The following is a 15,957-nucleotide window of genomic DNA, read 5'->3' as shown; positions in this document are numbered from 1 at the left end:
GCGCCTGTCAATCGGCACCCCACTTTAGCAGGCGCCGAGGCGGATGCTGTGACGGCGCGGCCACGCCGTCACCTCGCGACGACATGCCTCAGGTAAGATGGTAACGCAAGGGGGCTACGGCTTCAGATTGGGCGGCAGCGGCGGATCTTCGCGCATCAAGGTGATGGTCACCCGCCGGTTGGCCGCGAGCGAGGGATCGTCCGGAAACAGCGGCTGGGTATCCGCCTTGCCGGAGACGGCGAAGATGTGCGACGGCGGCAGGCCCTCGCGTTCGAGGATCTGGCGCACGGCATTGGCGCGGTCGGCCGACAGATCGAAGGCGCCGTAGTCACTGCGGGTCGGCACAAATCCGGCCGCGGTGTGGCCGGCGATGGAGACGCGCAGCGGCGTCGCCTTGAGCGGGACAGCAAGTTTCTCGACCAGGCGGCGAGTGCGGTCATACGGCACCTTGGAGCCGTCGGCGAACATCGAGCGGCCGTCCTGGTCGACGATCTCCAGATTGAGACCCTGCTTGGTCTCCTCGAACATGATGTGCTTGGACATCTCGGTCAGTTCCGGCATGTCCTGCAACGCCTGGCGCAGCGAGGCCGCAGCGAGCGCGAAATTGCGGTCGACCTTGATCTTCGCCCCCGAGGTGCGGTCGCGATCCTCCTGGTCGGGCGTCGGCGTGTTGGAGGCATCCTCGGGCTGGATGTGGTCGACGTTCTTCAGCCGCGGGCGGGTCGGCAGACCGTCGGACTCGACGATGCCGGCATAGCGCGCCTCGCTCTGCACGCCGAAGGCGTCGCGCATCGATCCGGCGACGATCTTCAGCTTGTTGGCATCCTGGGTCGAGAAGGCGACGAGCATCACGAAGAAGCTCATCATCAGGCCCATCAAGTCGGCGAAGGTCACGAACCAGCCGTGACCGCCGCCGTGGGCATCGCCGCGTTTCTTCTTGGCCATGGCCTAAATCCGGATGCGCGCGATCAGGCCGGCACCGGCTCACCCTCGGCGTGACGATGCTTCTCCGGCAGATAGGCCAGCAGCATTTCACGCACCAAGGTCGGGCTCTTGGAGTCGCGGATCATCAGGATGCCGTCGATGATCAGGGTGCGATTGGTCTCTTCATCGAGCAGCTTGCCGTGCAGCTTGTCGGCGATCGGCAGACAGAACAGGTTCGCAACCAGCGCGCCGTAGAGGGTGGCGAGCAGCGCGGTCGCCATGAACGGGCCGAGCTTGGAGGGATCGGTCATGTTCGCGAACATCTGCACCATGCCGATCAGCGTGCCGATCATGCCGAAGGCCGGGGCGCAGTCGCCGATGGCACGGTAGATCTTGCTGCCCTCGTCGAGGTGCATCAGGAAATTGTCGCGGTCGCGCTCGAGATTGTCGCGGATGAAATCGAGGTCGTAGCCATCGGCGACGTAGCGGATGCCCTTGGCGAGGAAGGGTTCGTCGGTCTCGACCTTTTCAAGACCCACGGGGCCCTGCTTGCGGGCGATCTCCGCGATGCGGGCGAGCTCGTCGACGAGGTCGTGGGCCGACAGGCGGCTCATGGTGAAGGCGAATTTGGCGCCGAGCGGAAGGCCGTGCAGGAGCGCCGAGAGCGGGAAGCGGATCATGGTGGCGGAGATCGAGCCGCCGAAGATGATGATCATGGCATGTTCAGAGATGAACATGTGGAGATCGCCACCCATGAAGATCATCGCGGTGATGACGATGATGCCGGCCGTGAGCCCAACGCCCGTCATGATATCCATGGGACACTCCAACGCGTACGCAACAACGGCCGTCCTGGCCGCTGGCGCGGCCCAACCCCGAACCGCGTCGGAAACCCTAGAGCGCCGCCCTTAAAGCCGCGTAAAGGTTAAGTCCGGACAGTGTGGTACGCCGTGCTGCAGGCGCTGCGATGGCCGGCCGGCGGCAGCAATCTCAATACTTCGCTAACCATAACTGGCCGCGCTAGGACGATAACCCCGTCAGCTCCAGGCTGAGCGCGCGCAGGCGCTTGCGCGCATCGGCATCATAGGCCTGCGGATTTGCACGTGCCTCGTTCATGCCATTGAAGAACAATCCGCTTCTATCAGCGACGTCGTCGCCCTCGACGAGGTGCAAAATCGCCGCACCACCTTGCTCCACCGTAGACATCGGCGTGATGCCGCCGGCGCGCACCATCGACGTGTTCATGTAGGTCGCGGGATGCAGCGCGTTCACGGTGATGCCGGTGCCCTTCAATTCCTGCGCCAGATCGATCGTGAACATGATCTGCGCGAGCTTGCTCTGCGCATAGGCGCGCGAGCCGCTGTAGCCCCTGGTGATCATGACGTCGTCGAAATCGATCGGGTGCTGGCCGAGCGAGGCGACGTTGACGATGCGCGACGCCGCCGCCGTTTTCAACAATGGCAGCAACAGATGGACGAGCAGGAAACCTGCGAGATAGTTCACGGCAAATCGCAGCTCGTGACCGTCGGCACTGACCTGCCGCTGCGGCCCGTCATTCTGCGAGCCAATGCCGGCATTGCTGACCAGGACGTCGAGGCGCTGGTGGTCACGCGTCACGGCCTCCGCGAGCGCACGTGTGCCCGACATCGATGACAGGTCCGCCTGGTAGAAAGTCGGCGCGACACCGCCGGCCTTCACGATCTCGTCGCTCAGTATCTTTGCACGCGGCGCGTCGCGGCCGTGGATCAGGATCCCCGCACCTTCCTCAGCTAGCCGGCGCGCAACGTAGCGGCCGACGCCGTCGGTCGAGCCGGTGATCAGAACCGTTTTGCCCTTCATCCTCATTGCGCGTCCTCCGACTGCGGCCCTGCGTCACATCCGTGACGCGCCATCATGCGGTATTCTCTGACTGTGCGGCATGCTCCATCGCAGGAGCCGATTTGCCATGTTGACCTTGTTCAGTCTTTTCACCGCACTGCCCGCGGTGTTGGCGCTCCATCTGCTCGAGCCGGAGCTGGTTCTGCCGGCGTTCAGCGTCCTGCTTTTTATCGAGGCCGGCTTCGCCGTGATCGCCGCGCGGTTGATTCATCTCCCGGACAATGCGGACAACATTACGCTGTGGGATCTTGCCGGCGGCTTCACTCTGATCGGATGCGCCGCCGCGGTGTTCGGTGAGCCGGATCAGGCCGCCCTGTTTCTGACGGAACAAGGCGGCCCACGGCCGGCATCGCCGCCGTAGGCCCGCTCCGTCACGCGTTTAGTGAATCTCCGCCGAGCGCTTCAGTGCAGCCTTGAGCTTCTCCAGCGAGAAGTCGGGGCTGCGGGCGATCTCCAGGATCGGCGTCTCGCGGCGGCCGCAGAGCTCGGCCGCTTCGGGCAGCTTTGCCGCGACGTCGAGCGGAATCACAATGGCGCCATGCTGGTCGGCATGGATCAGATCGTCGGACTTCACGGTCATGCCGGCGACGCGCACCTCACCGCCAAAGCTCTCGGCATGCACCCAGGCATGCGAGGGACCGATCGAGCCGGCGAGCGCCTGGAAACCAGGGGCCCATTGCGGGATGTCGCGGATCGAGCCGTCGGTGATGACGCCGAGGCAGCCGAGCGCCTTGTGCACGTTGCTCTGCACCTCGCCCCAGAACGCGCCATAGCCGACATCAGGACCGTCGATATCCTGGATCACCGAGATGCGCGGACCGTGACCGGTGCCGACATATTCGTAATAGTCGATGCGGCGCTTGGACTGCTTCTCAGCAGGAAGCGAGGATTTCAGCACCGAGCGGATCGCAACCGTGCGCGCATAGCCGACGATCGGCGGCAAATCGGGGAACGGACAGACCAGCTGCTTGGTGGTGTAGCCGATCAGCCGCCGCTCGGGCGCCACGATCTCCATGGCATTGCAGATCGTCGGCGTGTCGTAGCGGCCCAGCGCTTCGAGGACGGAAGCGGGCAGCGGCCCGGTCGCGGAATTGGTCACGGCGTTCTCTCCCAGATTGGCGGCCGCTGTTGGCGCGGTGCCGCCGGCACAGGGCGATATAGCCGAGATCAGGCCTCAACCCAACTCGGCGCGCCTCATGGCAGATATCTGCGTGTGGCCGCTTAGTGCAGCCGTCCGGGGCGGTCGTCGTCGTGCGGCGGCTCCGACAAATTCGCCAGCGTCGGTGCCGAAGGGGGTGAGGCGACCTCGCCTCCCGCCGGCGCGGCGGTTTCCATCGCACGCGCCTGATCGCGGTAAGATTTGTAGCCGAGCGGCAGGCAGAGCAGATAAAGCACCGTGCCGATCGACAGCACGTGCCAGGGATAGGCGATCAAGATCGCGATAAAAACGATCACGGCGACGAACGCCGGCAGCACCAGTTCCGGCGGCACACGCATGCGCTTGGTCTTGCCGGAGAACACCGGCAGGCGCGACACCATCAGGAACGCGATCAAAAGCGTATAGGCCGCCGTTACCGCCGCCGGCCAGCGCCCGAGATCGAGGAACGCGACATAGATCGGCAGCAGCACGGTGATCGCGCCGGCCGGCGCCGGCACGCCGGTGAAGAAATTGGCGGCGAAGGCCGGCTTGTTGGGATCGTCCATGGTGGCGTTGAAGCGCGCCAGGCGCAGGCCGCCGGAGATCGCGAACACCATCGCCGCGATCCAGCCGGCATTGCCGAGCTCATGCAGCTGCCAGAAATACAGCATCAGGCCGGGCGCCACGCCGAAATTGACGAAATCGGCGAGGCTGTCGAGCTCGGCGCCGAATTTAGACTGGCCCTTGATCATGCGCGCGATGCGGCCGTCGATGCCGTCGAGCGCGGCCGCGAACACGATGGCGTAGACGGCGAGCGACATCCGCCCCTCGATCGACAGCCGGATCGAGGTCAGGCCGGCGCAGATCGCCAGCAGCGTGATGACGTTGGGCACCAGCATCCGCACCGGAATCGGACGGAACCGCCGCCGGCGCGTGTCAGGATCTCTCAAATCGTAGGGCGTCATGGCTCGTCCTCACCTCAAGGCGAGATATAGCAAGCCGCGCTCCCCTCCGCCATTGCGGCGGAAGGGCCACATGCACCGACTATTGGTTAATTGGCGCGATAGCTGCGGCTCGGGTCGTCCCCGGCAAGATCGGCCAAAATCGTCTCGCCGGCGATCGCGGTCTGCCCTTCCGACACCAGCGCCTTGGTGCCAACAGGCAAATAGACGTCGAGGCGCGAGCCGAAGCGGATCAGGCCGAAGCGCTCACCGGCGCCGATCGCCTGCCCCTCCTTGACGAAGCAGACGATGCGCTTGGCCACGAGGCCGGCGATCTGGATCACGCCGATCCGCGCCGTCGGTGTCGTGATCACCAGTGAGTTGCGCTCATTGTCCTCGCTCGCCTTGTCGAGCTCGGCATTGATGAACAAGCCGGGCCGGTAGGCGATGCGGTCCACCCTGCCCGCTACGGGAGCGCGATTCACGTGGCAGTTGAACACGCTCATGAACACCGAGATGCGCGGCAACGGCCGGTCGCCGAGCCCGAGCTCGGCCGGCGGCAGCGCCATGGTGATCATCGAGATGCGGCCATCCGCCGGCGACACCACGAGCCCCTCGCGCACGGGAGTGACGCGGACAGGATCGCGGAAGAACAGCGCGCACCAGACGGTCAGGATCGTGCCGATCCACCCCAGAGGGGACCACAGCCAGAACAGGATCAGGCTTGCCAGCGCAAAGCCGCCGATGAAGGGATAGCCCTCCTTGTGGATCGGCGGGATCTGACGCTGGATCGAATCGAGAATGGACATAGCTCTCTGCCGCTGAAGGTTGACGGCGCACGGGGCCGTCCCGCGCGGTGGAGTTGTTTAGGCCAGAGTTGGGACCCGAGACAAGGTCACTCCGCCGCCGCAGGCGCCGTCACGGCATCATCGACCGGCGGCGGCTCCCGGTTGGGCGCCTCGCTGGTGTCGGCCATCTTGGCCAGTTTTTCCCGTGCCGCCTCGGCTTCGCGCTGCCTGTTCCACATGCTGGCATAGAGGCCGCCCTGCGCGAGCAGCTTTGCGTGCGTGCCGCGCTCGGCGATGCGGCCCTGATCCAGCACGATGATCTCGTCGGCGCCGACAATGGTCGAGAGCCGGTGCGCGATCACCAGCGAGGTGCGGTTCTTGGCCACGCGGTCGAGCGCGCCCTGGATCTCGTGCTCGGTGTGGGTGTCGAGCGCCGAGGTGGCCTCGTCGAGCACCAGGATCGGCGGGGCCTTGAGCACGGTGCGCGCGATCGCGACGCGCTGCTTCTCGCCGCCGGACAGTTTCAGGCCACGCTCGCCGACCTGGGTCTCGTAGCCCTTCGGCGCCAGGCGGATGAAATGGTCGATCTGCGCCAGCCGCGCCGCCGCCTCGACCTCGGCATCGCTGGCGTCCCAGCGGCCATAGCGGATGTTGTAGCGGATGGTGTCGTTGAACAGCACGGTATCCTGCGGCACCATGCCGATCGAGGCGCGCAGCGAACCCTGCGTGACCTCGCGAATGTCCTGGCCGTCGATCAGGATCTTTCCGCCGGAGACGTCATAGAGACGGAACAGCAGACGCGAGATCGTCGACTTGCCCGCGCCCGACGGTCCCACGATCGCAACCGTCCTGCCGGCCGGCACCACGAAGCTGATGCCCTTCAGGATCGGCCGCGTCGGCTCATAGGCAAAGCGCACGTCCTCGAAGCGCACGGTGCCGGCGGAGACGACCAGCGGCTGCGCATCGGGCGCGTCCTTGATCTCGGCCTCGCGGCCCAGCACACCAAACATCTTCTCGATGTCGATGATCGCCTGCTTGATCTCGCGATAGACCATGCCCATGAAATTCAGGGGCTGATAGAGCTGGATCATCATGGCGTTGACCAGCACGAAATCGCCGACCGTGTTGGTACCGTTGCGCACGCCGATCGCGCACATCAGCATGGTCGCTGTCAGGCCGAGCGTGAAGATGACGGCCTGGCCGGTGTTGAGCACCGCGAGCGACGTATAGGTTCGGACGCTCGCCTCCTCGTAGCGCTCCACCGACTTGTCGTAGCGTCGTGCCTCGCGCGCCTCGGCGCCGAAATACTTCACCGTCTCGTAATTGAGCAGCGAGTCGATCGCCTTGGTGTTCGCCTCGGTGTCGGAATCGTTCATCTTGCGGCGGATGCCGATCCGCCACTCGGTCGCGATGTAGGTGTAGTACATGTAGAACGTGACCGTGATCAGGGTCGCGACCACGTAGCGCCAATCGAACTGCCAGAGCAGCACGGCCATCAGCAGCGAGACCTCGACGATGGTCGGGATCAGCTGGAGGATCACCATGCGCACGATGACCTCGATGCCCTCGCGGCCGCGCTCGAGCACGCGCGTCAGGCCGCCGGTCTTGCGCTCGAGGTGGAAGCGCAGCGACAGCTCGTGCATGTGGACGAAGGTGATGGTCGCAAGCTTGCGCACCGCATGCATGGCGACGCGCGCGAAGATGCCGTCGCGCCATTGCGTCAGCACCGCCATCAGGATGCGCATCGCGCCGTAGCTCGCGGTGAGCAGCAGCGGCGGGGCGATCACCCAGAGATGCCAATTGTCCGCCTGCACCGGCGCGGTGTTGGCGCCGGTCAGCGCGTCCGTCGCCCATTTGAAGCTGAACGGCACGGCGAGCGTGATCAGCTTGGCGGCAAGCAGCAGCACCAGCGACCAGACCACCCGCATCTTCAGATCGAAGCGGTCGCCGGGCCAGATATAGGGCCACAGATGTGCCAACGTGCCCATCAGCGTAGCCCGCTCCAGTGGTCCCCCCGCAGGAGGATCAGGAACGTCGGCGCCGTCGAACGATTGAGGTTGGTCCATCAAGAAGCCTGAAAGCCCGCCGGATGCGGGCGTCGCTACCATTAACGATTTTCGTTCGTCATATAGAGCCTTCCCGATGTCCGCGCACCCCGCCAGATGGCGAATCTTTGATTGTTTGTCGCCATTTACCGGTAGATTTCCGGGTGATCCGAATCACCGATTGGGCTTGACGCCTCTTCGTTGCAATGCATCATGGCACCAATGAGCACAATCAAAACCGTCTGTGTCTATTGCGGCTCCGGCCCAGGAACCAATCCCCGCTTCACCGAAGGCGCCAAGGCATTCGGCAAGGCGCTCGCCGAAAACAACGTCCGCCTGGTCTATGGCGGCGGCTCGCTCGGCCTGATGGGCGCGGTCGCAACCTCCGTGCTTGATCACGGCGGCACCGTCACCGGCATCATCCCCGACTTCCTGCGGCTGCGCGAAAACGCGCTGACGCGCGTGCAAGAGATGATCGTCACCCCCGACATGCACGAGCGAAAGCGGCTGATGTTCGAGCGCTCCGACGCCTTCGTGGCGCTGCCGGGCGGCGTCGGCACGCTGGAGGAGCTGGTCGAGCAAATGACCTGGAAGCAGCTCGGCCGTCACGCCAAGCCGGTGCTGCTCGCCAACATCGACAATTTCTGGGAGCCGCTGTTCTCGCTGCTGTCGCACATGCGCCAGACCGAGTTCATCCGCGCCGGCCTTTCGATCGACATCCTCAAGGCCGATCGGGTCGAAGAGATTCTGCCGAAGCTGAAGGCGGCAGCCGCCCAGGTCGCCGAGGCAGAAAAGCAGCTCGCCCCGGAAGTGGCACGCAGGCTTTAACGGCTACTCGCTCGGAAACGTCACCGCCTCGATCCGGTTGCCGTCGGGATCGGTGACGAACGCCGCGTAATAGCGCACGCGATCGTGCGGGCGGATGCCCGGCGCGCCGTCGGAGGCACCACCGGCCGACAGCGCGGCGGCGTGAAATGCATCGACCTCATCAGTCGTCTTCGCCCGCAGGCAGATGTGCACGCCGCTCTCCGGCGCGACAGGCGGCATGCCCTGGCGTAGATTGATCCAGAACTCCGGATAGGCCTTGCCGAAGCCGATAGTCCGCGGACGCGTCACGAGGCGCGTGAGGCCGAGCGCCGCGAGCGCGGCCTCATAGAATTTTGCGGCGCGATCGAGATCGCTGACGCCGACGGAGATGTGGTCGATCATTGGTCGCGCTCCCCCTCTCTCTCCTCGTCATTGCGAGCGTAGCGAAGCAATCCAGCGTGTGTCCGCGGACGGATTCTGGATTGCTTCGCGGAGCCTGTCGTCGGGCCGCGCTTCGCGCGGACCAGTTGGCTCGCAATGACGGCGCTGTTGCGCCGCCGTCGCTTACGCCGGCGCGCCCGACTTCACGAGCTTGTAGATCACCGAATCCATCAGCGCCTGGAACGAGGCGTCGATGATGTTCGGGGACACGCCGACCGTGGTCCAGCTGTCGCCGTTCTCGTCCTCGCTTTCGATCAAGACGCGTGTGACCGCGCCGGTGCCGCCGTTGAGGATACGCACACGATAGTCGATCAGTTTCAAGCCATCGATGTACTTCTGGTACTTGCCGAGGTCCTTTCGCAAGGCGACGTCGAGGGCGTTGACGGGACCATTGCCTTCGGCGGCCGAGATCAGATGCTCGCCGGCGACGTCGACCTTGACCACGGCCAAAGCGACGGTGACGCGCTCGCCGTGCGAATTGTAACGCTGCTCGACGTTGACGTCGAACTGCTCGACCTCGAAATAATGCGGCACCTTGCCGAGCGTCCGGCGCGCCAGGAGCTCGAACGAGGCGTTTGCGGATTCATAGGCGTAGCCCGCCGCCTCGCGTGCCTTCAATTCCTCGACGAGGCGCGTCAGCTTCGGATCGCTCTTTTCATAAGCGATACCGGCGCGATCGAGCTCGGCGATGACGTTGGAGCGTCCGGCCTGGTCGGAGACCAGCACCTTGCGGTGGTTGCCGACCAATTCCGGCAAGACGTGCTCGTAGGTCTGCGGATCCTTCAGCACGGCGGAAGCATGGATGCCGGTCTTGGTGACGAAGGCGCTTTCACCGACATAGGCCGCATGCCGGTTCGGCACGCGGTTGAGCATGTCGTCGAGCGTCCGCGAGACCTTGACCAGCGTCGCCAGCTTCTCGACCGTGACGCCGATCTCGAAGGCGTCGGCAAAGTGCTTCTTCAACTTCAAGGTCGGGATCAGCGAGCAGAGATTGGCGTTGCCGCAGCGCTCGCCGAGACCGTTCAGCGTGCCCTGGATCTGCCGCGCACCAGCGCGCACCGCGGCGAGCGAATTGGCCACCGCCTGCTCGGTGTCGTTATGGGCGTGGATGCCGACATGATCGCCGGGAATATGCTTCGTCACCTCGGTGACGATGGCCTCGACCTCATCAGGCATGGTGCCGCCATTGGTGTCGCACAGCACCACCCAGCGCGCGCCGGCCTCATAGGCGGCCTTGGCGCAGGCGAGCGCAAATACCGCGTCTTCCTTGTAGCCATCGAAAAAGTGCTCGCAGTCGAGCATCACTTCACGTCCAGCAGCCTTCGCGGCCGCAACGCTGTCGCGGATCGAGGCGAGGTTTTCCTCCTTCGTCGTCTCCAGCGCGACGCGCACCTGATAGGCCGATGACTTCGCCACGAAGCAGATCGCGTCGGCCTTTGCTTCCAGCAGCCCGGCGACGCCGGGATCGTTGGAGACCGAACGCCCGGCTCGCCGCGTCATGCCGAAGGCGGTGAAGCGCGCATGGGCGAGCTTCGGCTTGGTTGCAAAGAATTCACTGTCGAGCGGATTGGCGCCGGGATAGCCGCCCTCGACATAGTCGATGCCGAGATCATCGAGCATCGCCGCGATGACCTGCTTGTCGGCCAACGTGAAATCGACACCGTTGGTCTGCGCGCCGTCGCGCAGCGTGGTGTCGAACAGATAGAGACGCTCCTTGCTCATTGCGGCGCTCCGAGCGTCTTCTTCATGGTGGTGTTGGCAAGCCACTCGTCGTTGATGGTGACGCTGTTGCGCTGCTGGGCGGTGTAGCCGCGCTTGGCGAAGAAGCCCTGCGCGGTGTCGCTGGCGTCGACCGAGAGGCTCGTCGCACCCCGGCCGCCGGCAAGCTTTTCCAGCGCATCGACCAGCATGGTCGCGATGCCCTGCCCGCTCACTCCCGGATGCACATAGAGCATGCGGATGTGATCGTTGCCGCGCAGCGAGGCGAAACCGATGGGCGAGCCTTCCAGCGTCGCGACCAGGGTCAGGTCGGCGGCGAGCCGCTTGCCGAACTCTTCGCTTTCCGCCGTCTCCATCCAGGCCTGCTGCTGCGCCTCGCTATAATCGTCGCCGGTCAGCTCCTCGATGCTGGCGGTGAAGATCGCGGCGAGCACCGGCACGTCATCAGGCAGGAACGGCCGCAAGCCGGGTTTTGGCAAAGTCTGTCCCATGGTCTTCACCACATCCCATAGAGTTTCAGCACCAGCGCCACGGCGCCCGCGAGCAGCGCGATCTTCAGTACGATGTAATAGAGCCAGTGCCGCGGGAAAGGCGTGTCGGGCCGCTTCATCGCGCAATCTCCCAAGTCGTCCCTTCCTTGGAGTCCTTGATCGCAACGCCCATCGCGACGAGCAAATCGCGGATACGATCGGACTCCCCAAAGTCCTTGCGGCTACGGGCGGCCGTTCGCTCCGCGATCAGGCGCTCGACTTCTTTCGCATCGATGCCGCTCGCCTGCTGCTTGCGGCCTTCCCATTGCGCGGCGCTCTCTGAGAGGAAACCGAGCAGCCGCAACGATCCCGCCAAGGCGTTCACGTCGCTGCCGCGCAAGCCGTGCAGCGCCGCGATCGCAAGGGACGTGTTGAGGTCGTCCAGCAGCGGCTCGACCACGGACGCGGCCGGCCTGCCGAGTTCGACGTCGGCCGCGACGCGATACCAGTCATCGAGCGTCTTGGCGCTCTCCTCCAGCGACTTCATGGTCCAGTCGATCGGCGAGCGGTAATGCGTCTTCAGCATGTTCAGACGCAGCACCTCGCCCGGCCAATCCTGCAGCAGCTCATGGATGGTGATGAAGTTGCCGAGGCTCTTCGACATCTTCTCACTCTCGACCTGGAGGAAGCCGTTGTGCATCCAATAGTTCGCCATACGCTGCTGGTGGAAGGCGCAGCAGGTTTGCGCGACCTCGTTCTCGTGATGCGGAAACACGAGATCGATTCCGCCGCCGTGGATGTCGAAATGCTCGCCGAGATGCTTCCAGGCCATGGCCGAGCACTCGACGTGCCAGCCCGGCCGGCCCTGCGCAGCGATACCGGCCGGCGACGGCCATGACGGCTCGCCGGGCTTGGACGGCTTCCACAGCACGAAGTCGGTATTGCCCTTCTTGTAGGGCGCGACATCGACACGCGCACCGGCGACCATCTCGTCCAGCGAGCGATTGGACAGCGCGCCATAGCGCGGCAGGCCGGCATTGGCCGCGTTCATCGCCTGGGGCGAGAACAGCACGTGGTCTTCGGCGACATAGGCAAAGCCGCCGGCGACGAGCTTCTCGATGATCTCGCGCATCTCGCCGATATGCTCGGTCGCGCGCGGCTCGACGCTCGGCCGCAGCGCGCCCAGCGCATCGACGTCGGCGTGAAACTGCCGGCCCGTCTCTTCCGTGACCTTGCGAATGGCCTCGTTCAGCGGCAGGCCGGGGAAATCCCGCGCGGCGCGGTCGTTGATCTTGTCGTCGACGTCGGTGATGTTGCGGACATATTTGACATGCGCCTCGCCATAGAGATGGCGCAGCAGCCGAAACAGCACGTCGAACACGATCACCGGCCGTGCATTGCCGATATGGGCGAAGTCATAGACGGTCGGTCCGCAGACATACATGCGGACATTCTTCGCATCGAGCGGTACGAAGGTCCGCTTTTCCCGGCTCAGCGTATCGTAAAGGCGCAATTCCATATGGATACCCGTCGGCTGTTGGCCGGGCGTCCAGGGCTCTCAATGTGTTTGAGAAAAGACGGCTCCAGCCAGCGAATCGCTAGCTCGTAATCTCGCGGCAAATGGCGCAAATGGCGAGGAGACCGTTCATGCGGCCACATATGGGCTATGAGGCGGCCCCCCGTCAAGAGAGCCGCGAAAACGCCGTTTTATCTCCGCAAAGCGCCCCGCTCGTACTGATGGTTCATGATCCTTAACCATTTGAGCCCATTCTGGAACTGGCGGTTCTTTTTTGCCCCGGTGTTTTCATGCGATCCTTGCTCGCGCTCATTTTCGGCGCCTCCATCCTTGCGGCATCCAACGCTTGCGCCGAGACCCGCGTCTTCATCATTGCCAACCAGGCGGACGGCTACGGGGTCGACCAGTGCCTGGCCAAGGGCGACAAATGCGGCGCCTCCGTCGCGCGCACCTATTGCCAGTCACGGGATTTTGCCCAGGCCTCGGCCTATCGCCGGGTCGATCCCGACGAAATTACCGGCTCCGTCCCCAAATCCGGCGCAAACTGCTCCCATGGCCGTTGCGACGAATATGTCGCAATCACCTGCCAGCGCTGAATTCGCTCGGAACTGGCGGACCTTAGGCCCAATCTTTGGCCCTTGAAACGACGTGACGATGCCGCAGGAAGCGGCTATGGGAAGGCGCGCTTCGGCCCTCCAAAGTCACTTGGAAAGTCACATTGGGCCGTGACCTCGCTAGAATGGCGGATATGCCTGAATTGTTGTCCCTGCCCCGTGCCCGCTTCCTCCTTGCCTGCACCGTGCTCCTGAGCACGGTCGTGCTCGCCACCGGCGCTTTCGCGCAGGCCGGCCCACCCGGACCGCCGCCTCAGCCCGGCCAGGGCGGACTCGGCCCTAATCCGATGTGCGTGCGACTGGAAGGCCAGCTCGCCGCGCTCGACCGCGGCGGTGGCGGTGACCCCGCGCGCGAAGAACAGATCCGCCGCTACCAGGATTCCCAGAGCCGTCAGCAGGCCGAGCTCGACCGCGTCACCATGCAGGCCAAGCGCATGGGCTGCGATTCCTCCGGCTTCTTCTCGCTGTTCAACGGCCAGTCGGCGCAATGCGGCCCGGTCAATACCCAGATCCAGCAGATGCGCGCCAATCTGGACCAGATCACCGGCAATCTCGAGCGGCTGCGCGGCGGCGGCCCCGGCGGCTTCAGCCCCGAGCGCGACAACCAGCGCCGCTCGGTGCTGGCGGCGCTGGCGCAGAACAATTGCGGCCCGCAATATGCCAACGCCGCGCAATCACAAGGCGGCGGCAACTTCCTCAGCAATTTGTTCGGCGGCAACAGCGCCAACAATCCGCAAGCCGTGCCGCCCGCCGATCTCGGCCCGCAATCCGGTACATTCCGCACCGTGTGCGTCCGCACCTGCGACGGCGCCTATTTCCCGATCTCGTTTGCGACCGTGCCGGCGCGCTTCCCCGACGACGAGAAGACCTGCAAGGCGCTGTGCCCGGCCGCGGAAGCCGTGCTCTACACCCATCGCAATCCCGGCGAAGACATGAACTCGGCGGTCTCGATCGGCGGCCAACCCTACACGGCGCTGCCGACCGCGTTCAAATTCCGCAGCGAGTTCAATCCGTCCTGTTCCTGCAAGGCCGCAGGCCAGACCTGGGCGGATGCGCTGAAATCGGCCGACGACAAGGCGGCGGCCGAGCAGCAGGGCGACATCATCGTCACCGAAGAGAGCGCCAGGAAGATGCAGCAGCAGCGGCTCAACAAGGGCACGTCTGCCAATGCCAAGAAGGGCGCAGCTCCGGCGCCGACGACGGCCACCACCCCGCCGGCAGCGCCGCCGCCGGCGGATGCCGCCGCCACTACGAACTCCGAGAACAAGCCGATCCGCTCGGTCGGCCCGACCTTCCTGCCGCAGCAGCAGAAGTAGGCAGCCCTGCTTTTACTGTCAGCACGACTGGCGTCACGGAGTACTGGATGCCCCGCCTTCGCGGGGCATGGTTATCCCTCAAACGCGCGCTACTACTCGCCCTCGCGGCTCCACGGGAAGAGATTGGCCGGGAAGTCTGCTGCGTAGCGCTTTCCCTTCGGAGGCGGCGGCGGTGCGTCCGGTGGGTTCGGATTCGGCTCGACCACCCGTCGATAGAGGTGCCAGGTGGCATGACCGAGCACCGGCAGAGCGACAGCGAGACCGACGAAGAACGGCAGCGAGCCGATCACGAGCAGCGCCGCCACGATGAGGCCCCATCCTGCCATCGCAACCGGATTCGCCGCGACCGCTCGGAGCGACGTGCGGATCGCGTCGATCGCAGTCGCATGCCGGTCCAGCATCAACGGAAATGACACGACGCTGACGCACAGCGCCACAACCGCAAACAGGAAGCCGACACCGCAACCGACGATGATGAGCGACCAGCCTTCTGGTGTCGTCAGCACGCGCGTTGCGAAGTCGGGAATGCTTGCGGCCGCCGCGTGACCGAAGATCGTGACATAGATTGCGTTCGCGACCCCGATCCAGGCCCCGAACAGGACCAGCAGGAGCACGCCGAGTTCTAACATGGCGCCGAACGACGGTGCGCGCAGCACCTTGATCGCATCCCATGCATCGACCTCCTCACCGCGCTCACGACGACGGCTGAGTTCGTAGAGACCGATCGCGGCAAAAGGCCCGACCAAGGCAAAGCCGGCGGCCAGCGGAAACAGTAGCGGCAGCACCGAATAGCCGAGCACCATCCTGAACAGGACGAGACCGAGAACGGGATAAATCACGCACACGACGATCGCGTGACTCGGCATCGCCTGGAAATCCTCCCAACCCAGGCGCAGGGCCTCGGACAGGTCGGACAAGCTGATCTTGCGAATGGGATAGGAGGCCGCTTCGCCGAATACGTGCCGCCTGATGTCGTGGGAGTACAGAGTGGCCATGAACGGACCCTCCCGTGCTGAAAATCGCGGTTTCGATAACACGCGCTTTCCAGCCACGCGTGTCCGCCGGATGAGCAGGAAACGCGATGGGTCGAGTACGGTAACCCAGGTTCAGCAAACGAGCCTGGCCGGACGGAACCCGCCGCGACCTGTCTGGCAAGCTTAGCGCGCGCGCGGCAAGGCTGAACTCACGGTTCGGTGAATTGCGTGACCTGATTTGTGCGTTGCATCACCCCGGACGCTGAGCGCTCCCCGATGCCCTGATGCTTTGTCGACTTGCCGGACGATCGGCAACGCCCACGCCCCGTCGGCACGCCGATATGCTCTATTGACGCCGGATTAGGCTGGGACCATTTTAGACACAG

15 protein-coding genes and 1 pseudogene are annotated in these 15,957 nt (G+C 64.6%); 4 read left to right on the top strand and 12 right to left on the bottom strand.

All coding sequences use genetic code 11. The annotated features are described in order from the left end of the window. Positions 1 to 114: 114 nt before the first annotated feature. The 3 genes from CWO91_RS11750 to CWO91_RS11740 form a co-directional block, all read right to left on the bottom strand. A complete protein-coding gene (locus CWO91_RS11750) occupies positions 115 to 945 on the bottom strand; it encodes an OmpA/MotB family protein (RefSeq protein WP_130213596.1) in 831 nt (276 codons plus the stop codon). 23 nt (positions 946 to 968) lie between these two features. Next, the gene (locus tag CWO91_RS11745; protein ID WP_018645542.1) at positions 969 to 1,742 is read right to left on the bottom strand and encodes a motility protein A; all 774 of its coding nucleotides are present in this window, start codon (positions 1,740 to 1,742) and stop codon (positions 969 to 971) included. A 202-nt stretch (positions 1,743 to 1,944) separates the two neighbouring features. Then, positions 1,945 to 2,769, bottom strand: a complete 825-nt coding sequence (locus tag CWO91_RS11740; protein WP_130213595.1) for an SDR family NAD(P)-dependent oxidoreductase — start codon at positions 2,767 to 2,769, stop codon at positions 1,945 to 1,947. Positions 2,770 to 2,869: 100 nt separating this feature from the next. Between CWO91_RS11740 and CWO91_RS11735 the strand changes: the two genes are divergently transcribed. Then, positions 2,870 to 3,163 carry a hypothetical protein gene (locus CWO91_RS11735; RefSeq protein WP_130213594.1) on the top strand — a complete coding sequence of 98 codons (294 nt, stop codon included), beginning with the start codon at positions 2,870 to 2,872 and terminating at the stop codon, positions 3,161 to 3,163. A gap of 18 nt (positions 3,164 to 3,181) precedes the next feature. Here CWO91_RS11735 and CWO91_RS11730 read toward each other — a convergent pair whose 3' ends face one another. From CWO91_RS11730 to CWO91_RS11715, 4 genes and pseudogenes are all read right to left on the bottom strand, one after another. Beyond that, positions 3,182 to 3,901 carry an RraA family protein gene (locus CWO91_RS11730; RefSeq protein ID WP_130213593.1) on the bottom strand — a complete coding sequence of 240 codons (720 nt, stop codon included), beginning with the start codon at positions 3,899 to 3,901 and terminating at the stop codon, positions 3,182 to 3,184. Between the two features lie 122 nt (positions 3,902 to 4,023). Then, on the bottom strand, positions 4,024 to 4,905 hold the full coding sequence (locus tag CWO91_RS11725) for a CDP-alcohol phosphatidyltransferase family protein (RefSeq protein WP_130213592.1): 882 nt from the start codon (positions 4,903 to 4,905) through the stop codon (positions 4,024 to 4,026). Positions 4,906 to 4,991: 86 nt separating this feature from the next. Beyond that, a pseudogene (locus CWO91_RS11720) lies at positions 4,992 to 5,693 on the bottom strand (phosphatidylserine decarboxylase); the annotation flags it as partial. A gap of 83 nt (positions 5,694 to 5,776) precedes the next feature. After that, complete coding sequence (locus tag CWO91_RS11715; protein ID WP_130213628.1) at positions 5,777 to 7,735, bottom strand: ABCB family ABC transporter ATP-binding protein/permease; 1,959 nt, start codon at positions 7,733 to 7,735, stop codon at positions 5,777 to 5,779. A 201-nt stretch (positions 7,736 to 7,936) separates the two neighbouring features. Here CWO91_RS11715 and CWO91_RS11710 point away from each other — a divergent pair, with 201 nt between their 5' ends. Beyond that, positions 7,937 to 8,542: a TIGR00730 family Rossman fold protein gene (locus CWO91_RS11710; RefSeq protein ID WP_165405370.1), complete on the top strand. Its 606-nt coding sequence runs from the start codon at positions 7,937 to 7,939 to the stop codon at positions 8,540 to 8,542. Positions 8,543 to 8,545: 3 nt separating this feature from the next. Here the strand turns inward: CWO91_RS11710 and CWO91_RS11705 are convergent, their stop codons facing one another. From CWO91_RS11705 to cysS, 4 genes are all read right to left on the bottom strand, one after another. Continuing rightward, on the bottom strand, positions 8,546 to 8,923 hold the full coding sequence (locus tag CWO91_RS11705) for a VOC family protein (RefSeq protein WP_130213590.1): 378 nt from the start codon (positions 8,921 to 8,923) through the stop codon (positions 8,546 to 8,548). Positions 8,924 to 9,085: 162 nt separating this feature from the next. Continuing rightward, positions 9,086 to 10,684 (bottom strand): citramalate synthase, encoded by a 1,599-nt coding sequence (gene cimA, locus CWO91_RS11700; protein ID WP_130213589.1) that lies wholly within the window; start codon positions 10,682 to 10,684, stop codon positions 9,086 to 9,088. Beyond that, the gene (locus CWO91_RS11695; RefSeq protein WP_165405369.1) at positions 10,681 to 11,172 is read right to left on the bottom strand and encodes a GNAT family N-acetyltransferase; all 492 of its coding nucleotides are present in this window, start codon (positions 11,170 to 11,172) and stop codon (positions 10,681 to 10,683) included. The genes cimA and CWO91_RS11695 overlap by 4 nt, the downstream gene beginning before the upstream one ends. Positions 11,173 to 11,287: 115 nt before the next feature. Continuing rightward, complete coding sequence (cysS, locus tag CWO91_RS11690; protein WP_130213587.1) at positions 11,288 to 12,670, bottom strand: cysteine--tRNA ligase; 1,383 nt, start codon at positions 12,668 to 12,670, stop codon at positions 11,288 to 11,290. Positions 12,671 to 12,957: 287 nt separating this feature from the next. Between cysS and CWO91_RS11685 the strand changes: the two genes are divergently transcribed. Both CWO91_RS11685 and CWO91_RS11680 read left to right on the top strand, forming a co-directional pair. Then, positions 12,958 to 13,263 carry a hypothetical protein gene (locus CWO91_RS11685; protein WP_130213586.1) on the top strand — a complete coding sequence of 102 codons (306 nt, stop codon included), beginning with the start codon at positions 12,958 to 12,960 and terminating at the stop codon, positions 13,261 to 13,263. 143 nt (positions 13,264 to 13,406) lie between these two features. Further along, on the top strand, positions 13,407 to 14,597 hold the full coding sequence (locus CWO91_RS11680; RefSeq protein WP_130213585.1) for a DUF2865 domain-containing protein: 1,191 nt from the start codon (positions 13,407 to 13,409) through the stop codon (positions 14,595 to 14,597). 92 nt (positions 14,598 to 14,689) lie between these two features. Here CWO91_RS11680 and CWO91_RS11675 read toward each other — a convergent pair whose 3' ends face one another. Beyond that, entirely contained in the window at positions 14,690 to 15,592 is a 903-nt protein-coding gene (locus CWO91_RS11675) for a DUF2189 domain-containing protein (RefSeq protein ID WP_130213584.1), read from the bottom strand. Positions 15,593 to 15,957 lie beyond the last annotated feature (365 nt).

It is taken from the genome of Bradyrhizobium genosp. SA-3 (genome assembly GCF_004212635.1).
In the GTDB taxonomy this organism is placed as follows: Bacteria; Pseudomonadota; Alphaproteobacteria; order Rhizobiales; family Xanthobacteraceae; genus Bradyrhizobium.
The sequence above is the reverse complement of the archived record's forward strand: the minus strand, read 5'-3'. Positions and strand labels throughout refer to the sequence as shown.

What these genes read in the sequence shown, in the direction of transcription:
- CWO91_RS11750 (WP_130213596.1), bottom strand. Translation starts at nt 945, where the DNA reads ATGGCCAAGAAGAAACGCGGCGATGCCCACGGCGGCGGTCACGGCTGG.
- CWO91_RS11745 (WP_018645542.1), bottom strand. Translation starts at nt 1,742, where the DNA reads ATGGATATCATGACGGGCGTTGGGCTCACGGCCGGCATCATCGTCATC.
- CWO91_RS11740 (WP_130213595.1), bottom strand. Translation starts at nt 2,769, where the DNA reads ATGAGGATGAAGGGCAAAACGGTTCTGATCACCGGCTCGACCGACGGC.
- CWO91_RS11735 (WP_130213594.1), top strand. Translation starts at nt 2,870, where the DNA reads ATGTTGACCTTGTTCAGTCTTTTCACCGCACTGCCCGCGGTGTTGGCG.
- CWO91_RS11725 (WP_130213592.1), bottom strand. Translation starts at nt 4,905, where the DNA reads ATGACGCCCTACGATTTGAGAGATCCTGACACGCGCCGGCGGCGGTTC.
- CWO91_RS11715 (WP_130213628.1), bottom strand. Translation starts at nt 7,735, where the DNA reads ATGGACCAACCTCAATCGTTCGACGGCGCCGACGTTCCTGATCCTCCT.
- CWO91_RS11710 (WP_165405370.1), top strand. Translation starts at nt 7,937, where the DNA reads ATGAGCACAATCAAAACCGTCTGTGTCTATTGCGGCTCCGGCCCAGGA.
- CWO91_RS11705 (WP_130213590.1), bottom strand. Translation starts at nt 8,923, where the DNA reads ATGATCGACCACATCTCCGTCGGCGTCAGCGATCTCGATCGCGCCGCA.
- cimA (WP_130213589.1), bottom strand. Translation starts at nt 10,684, where the DNA reads ATGAGCAAGGAGCGTCTCTATCTGTTCGACACCACGCTGCGCGACGGC.
- CWO91_RS11695 (WP_165405369.1), bottom strand. Translation starts at nt 11,172, where the DNA reads ATGGGACAGACTTTGCCAAAACCCGGCTTGCGGCCGTTCCTGCCTGAT.
- cysS (WP_130213587.1), bottom strand. Translation starts at nt 12,670, where the DNA reads ATGGAATTGCGCCTTTACGATACGCTGAGCCGGGAAAAGCGGACCTTC.
- CWO91_RS11685 (WP_130213586.1), top strand. Translation starts at nt 12,958, where the DNA reads ATGCGATCCTTGCTCGCGCTCATTTTCGGCGCCTCCATCCTTGCGGCA.
- CWO91_RS11680 (WP_130213585.1), top strand. Translation starts at nt 13,407, where the DNA reads ATGGCGGATATGCCTGAATTGTTGTCCCTGCCCCGTGCCCGCTTCCTC.
- CWO91_RS11675 (WP_130213584.1), bottom strand. Translation starts at nt 15,592, where the DNA reads ATGGCCACTCTGTACTCCCACGACATCAGGCGGCACGTATTCGGCGAA.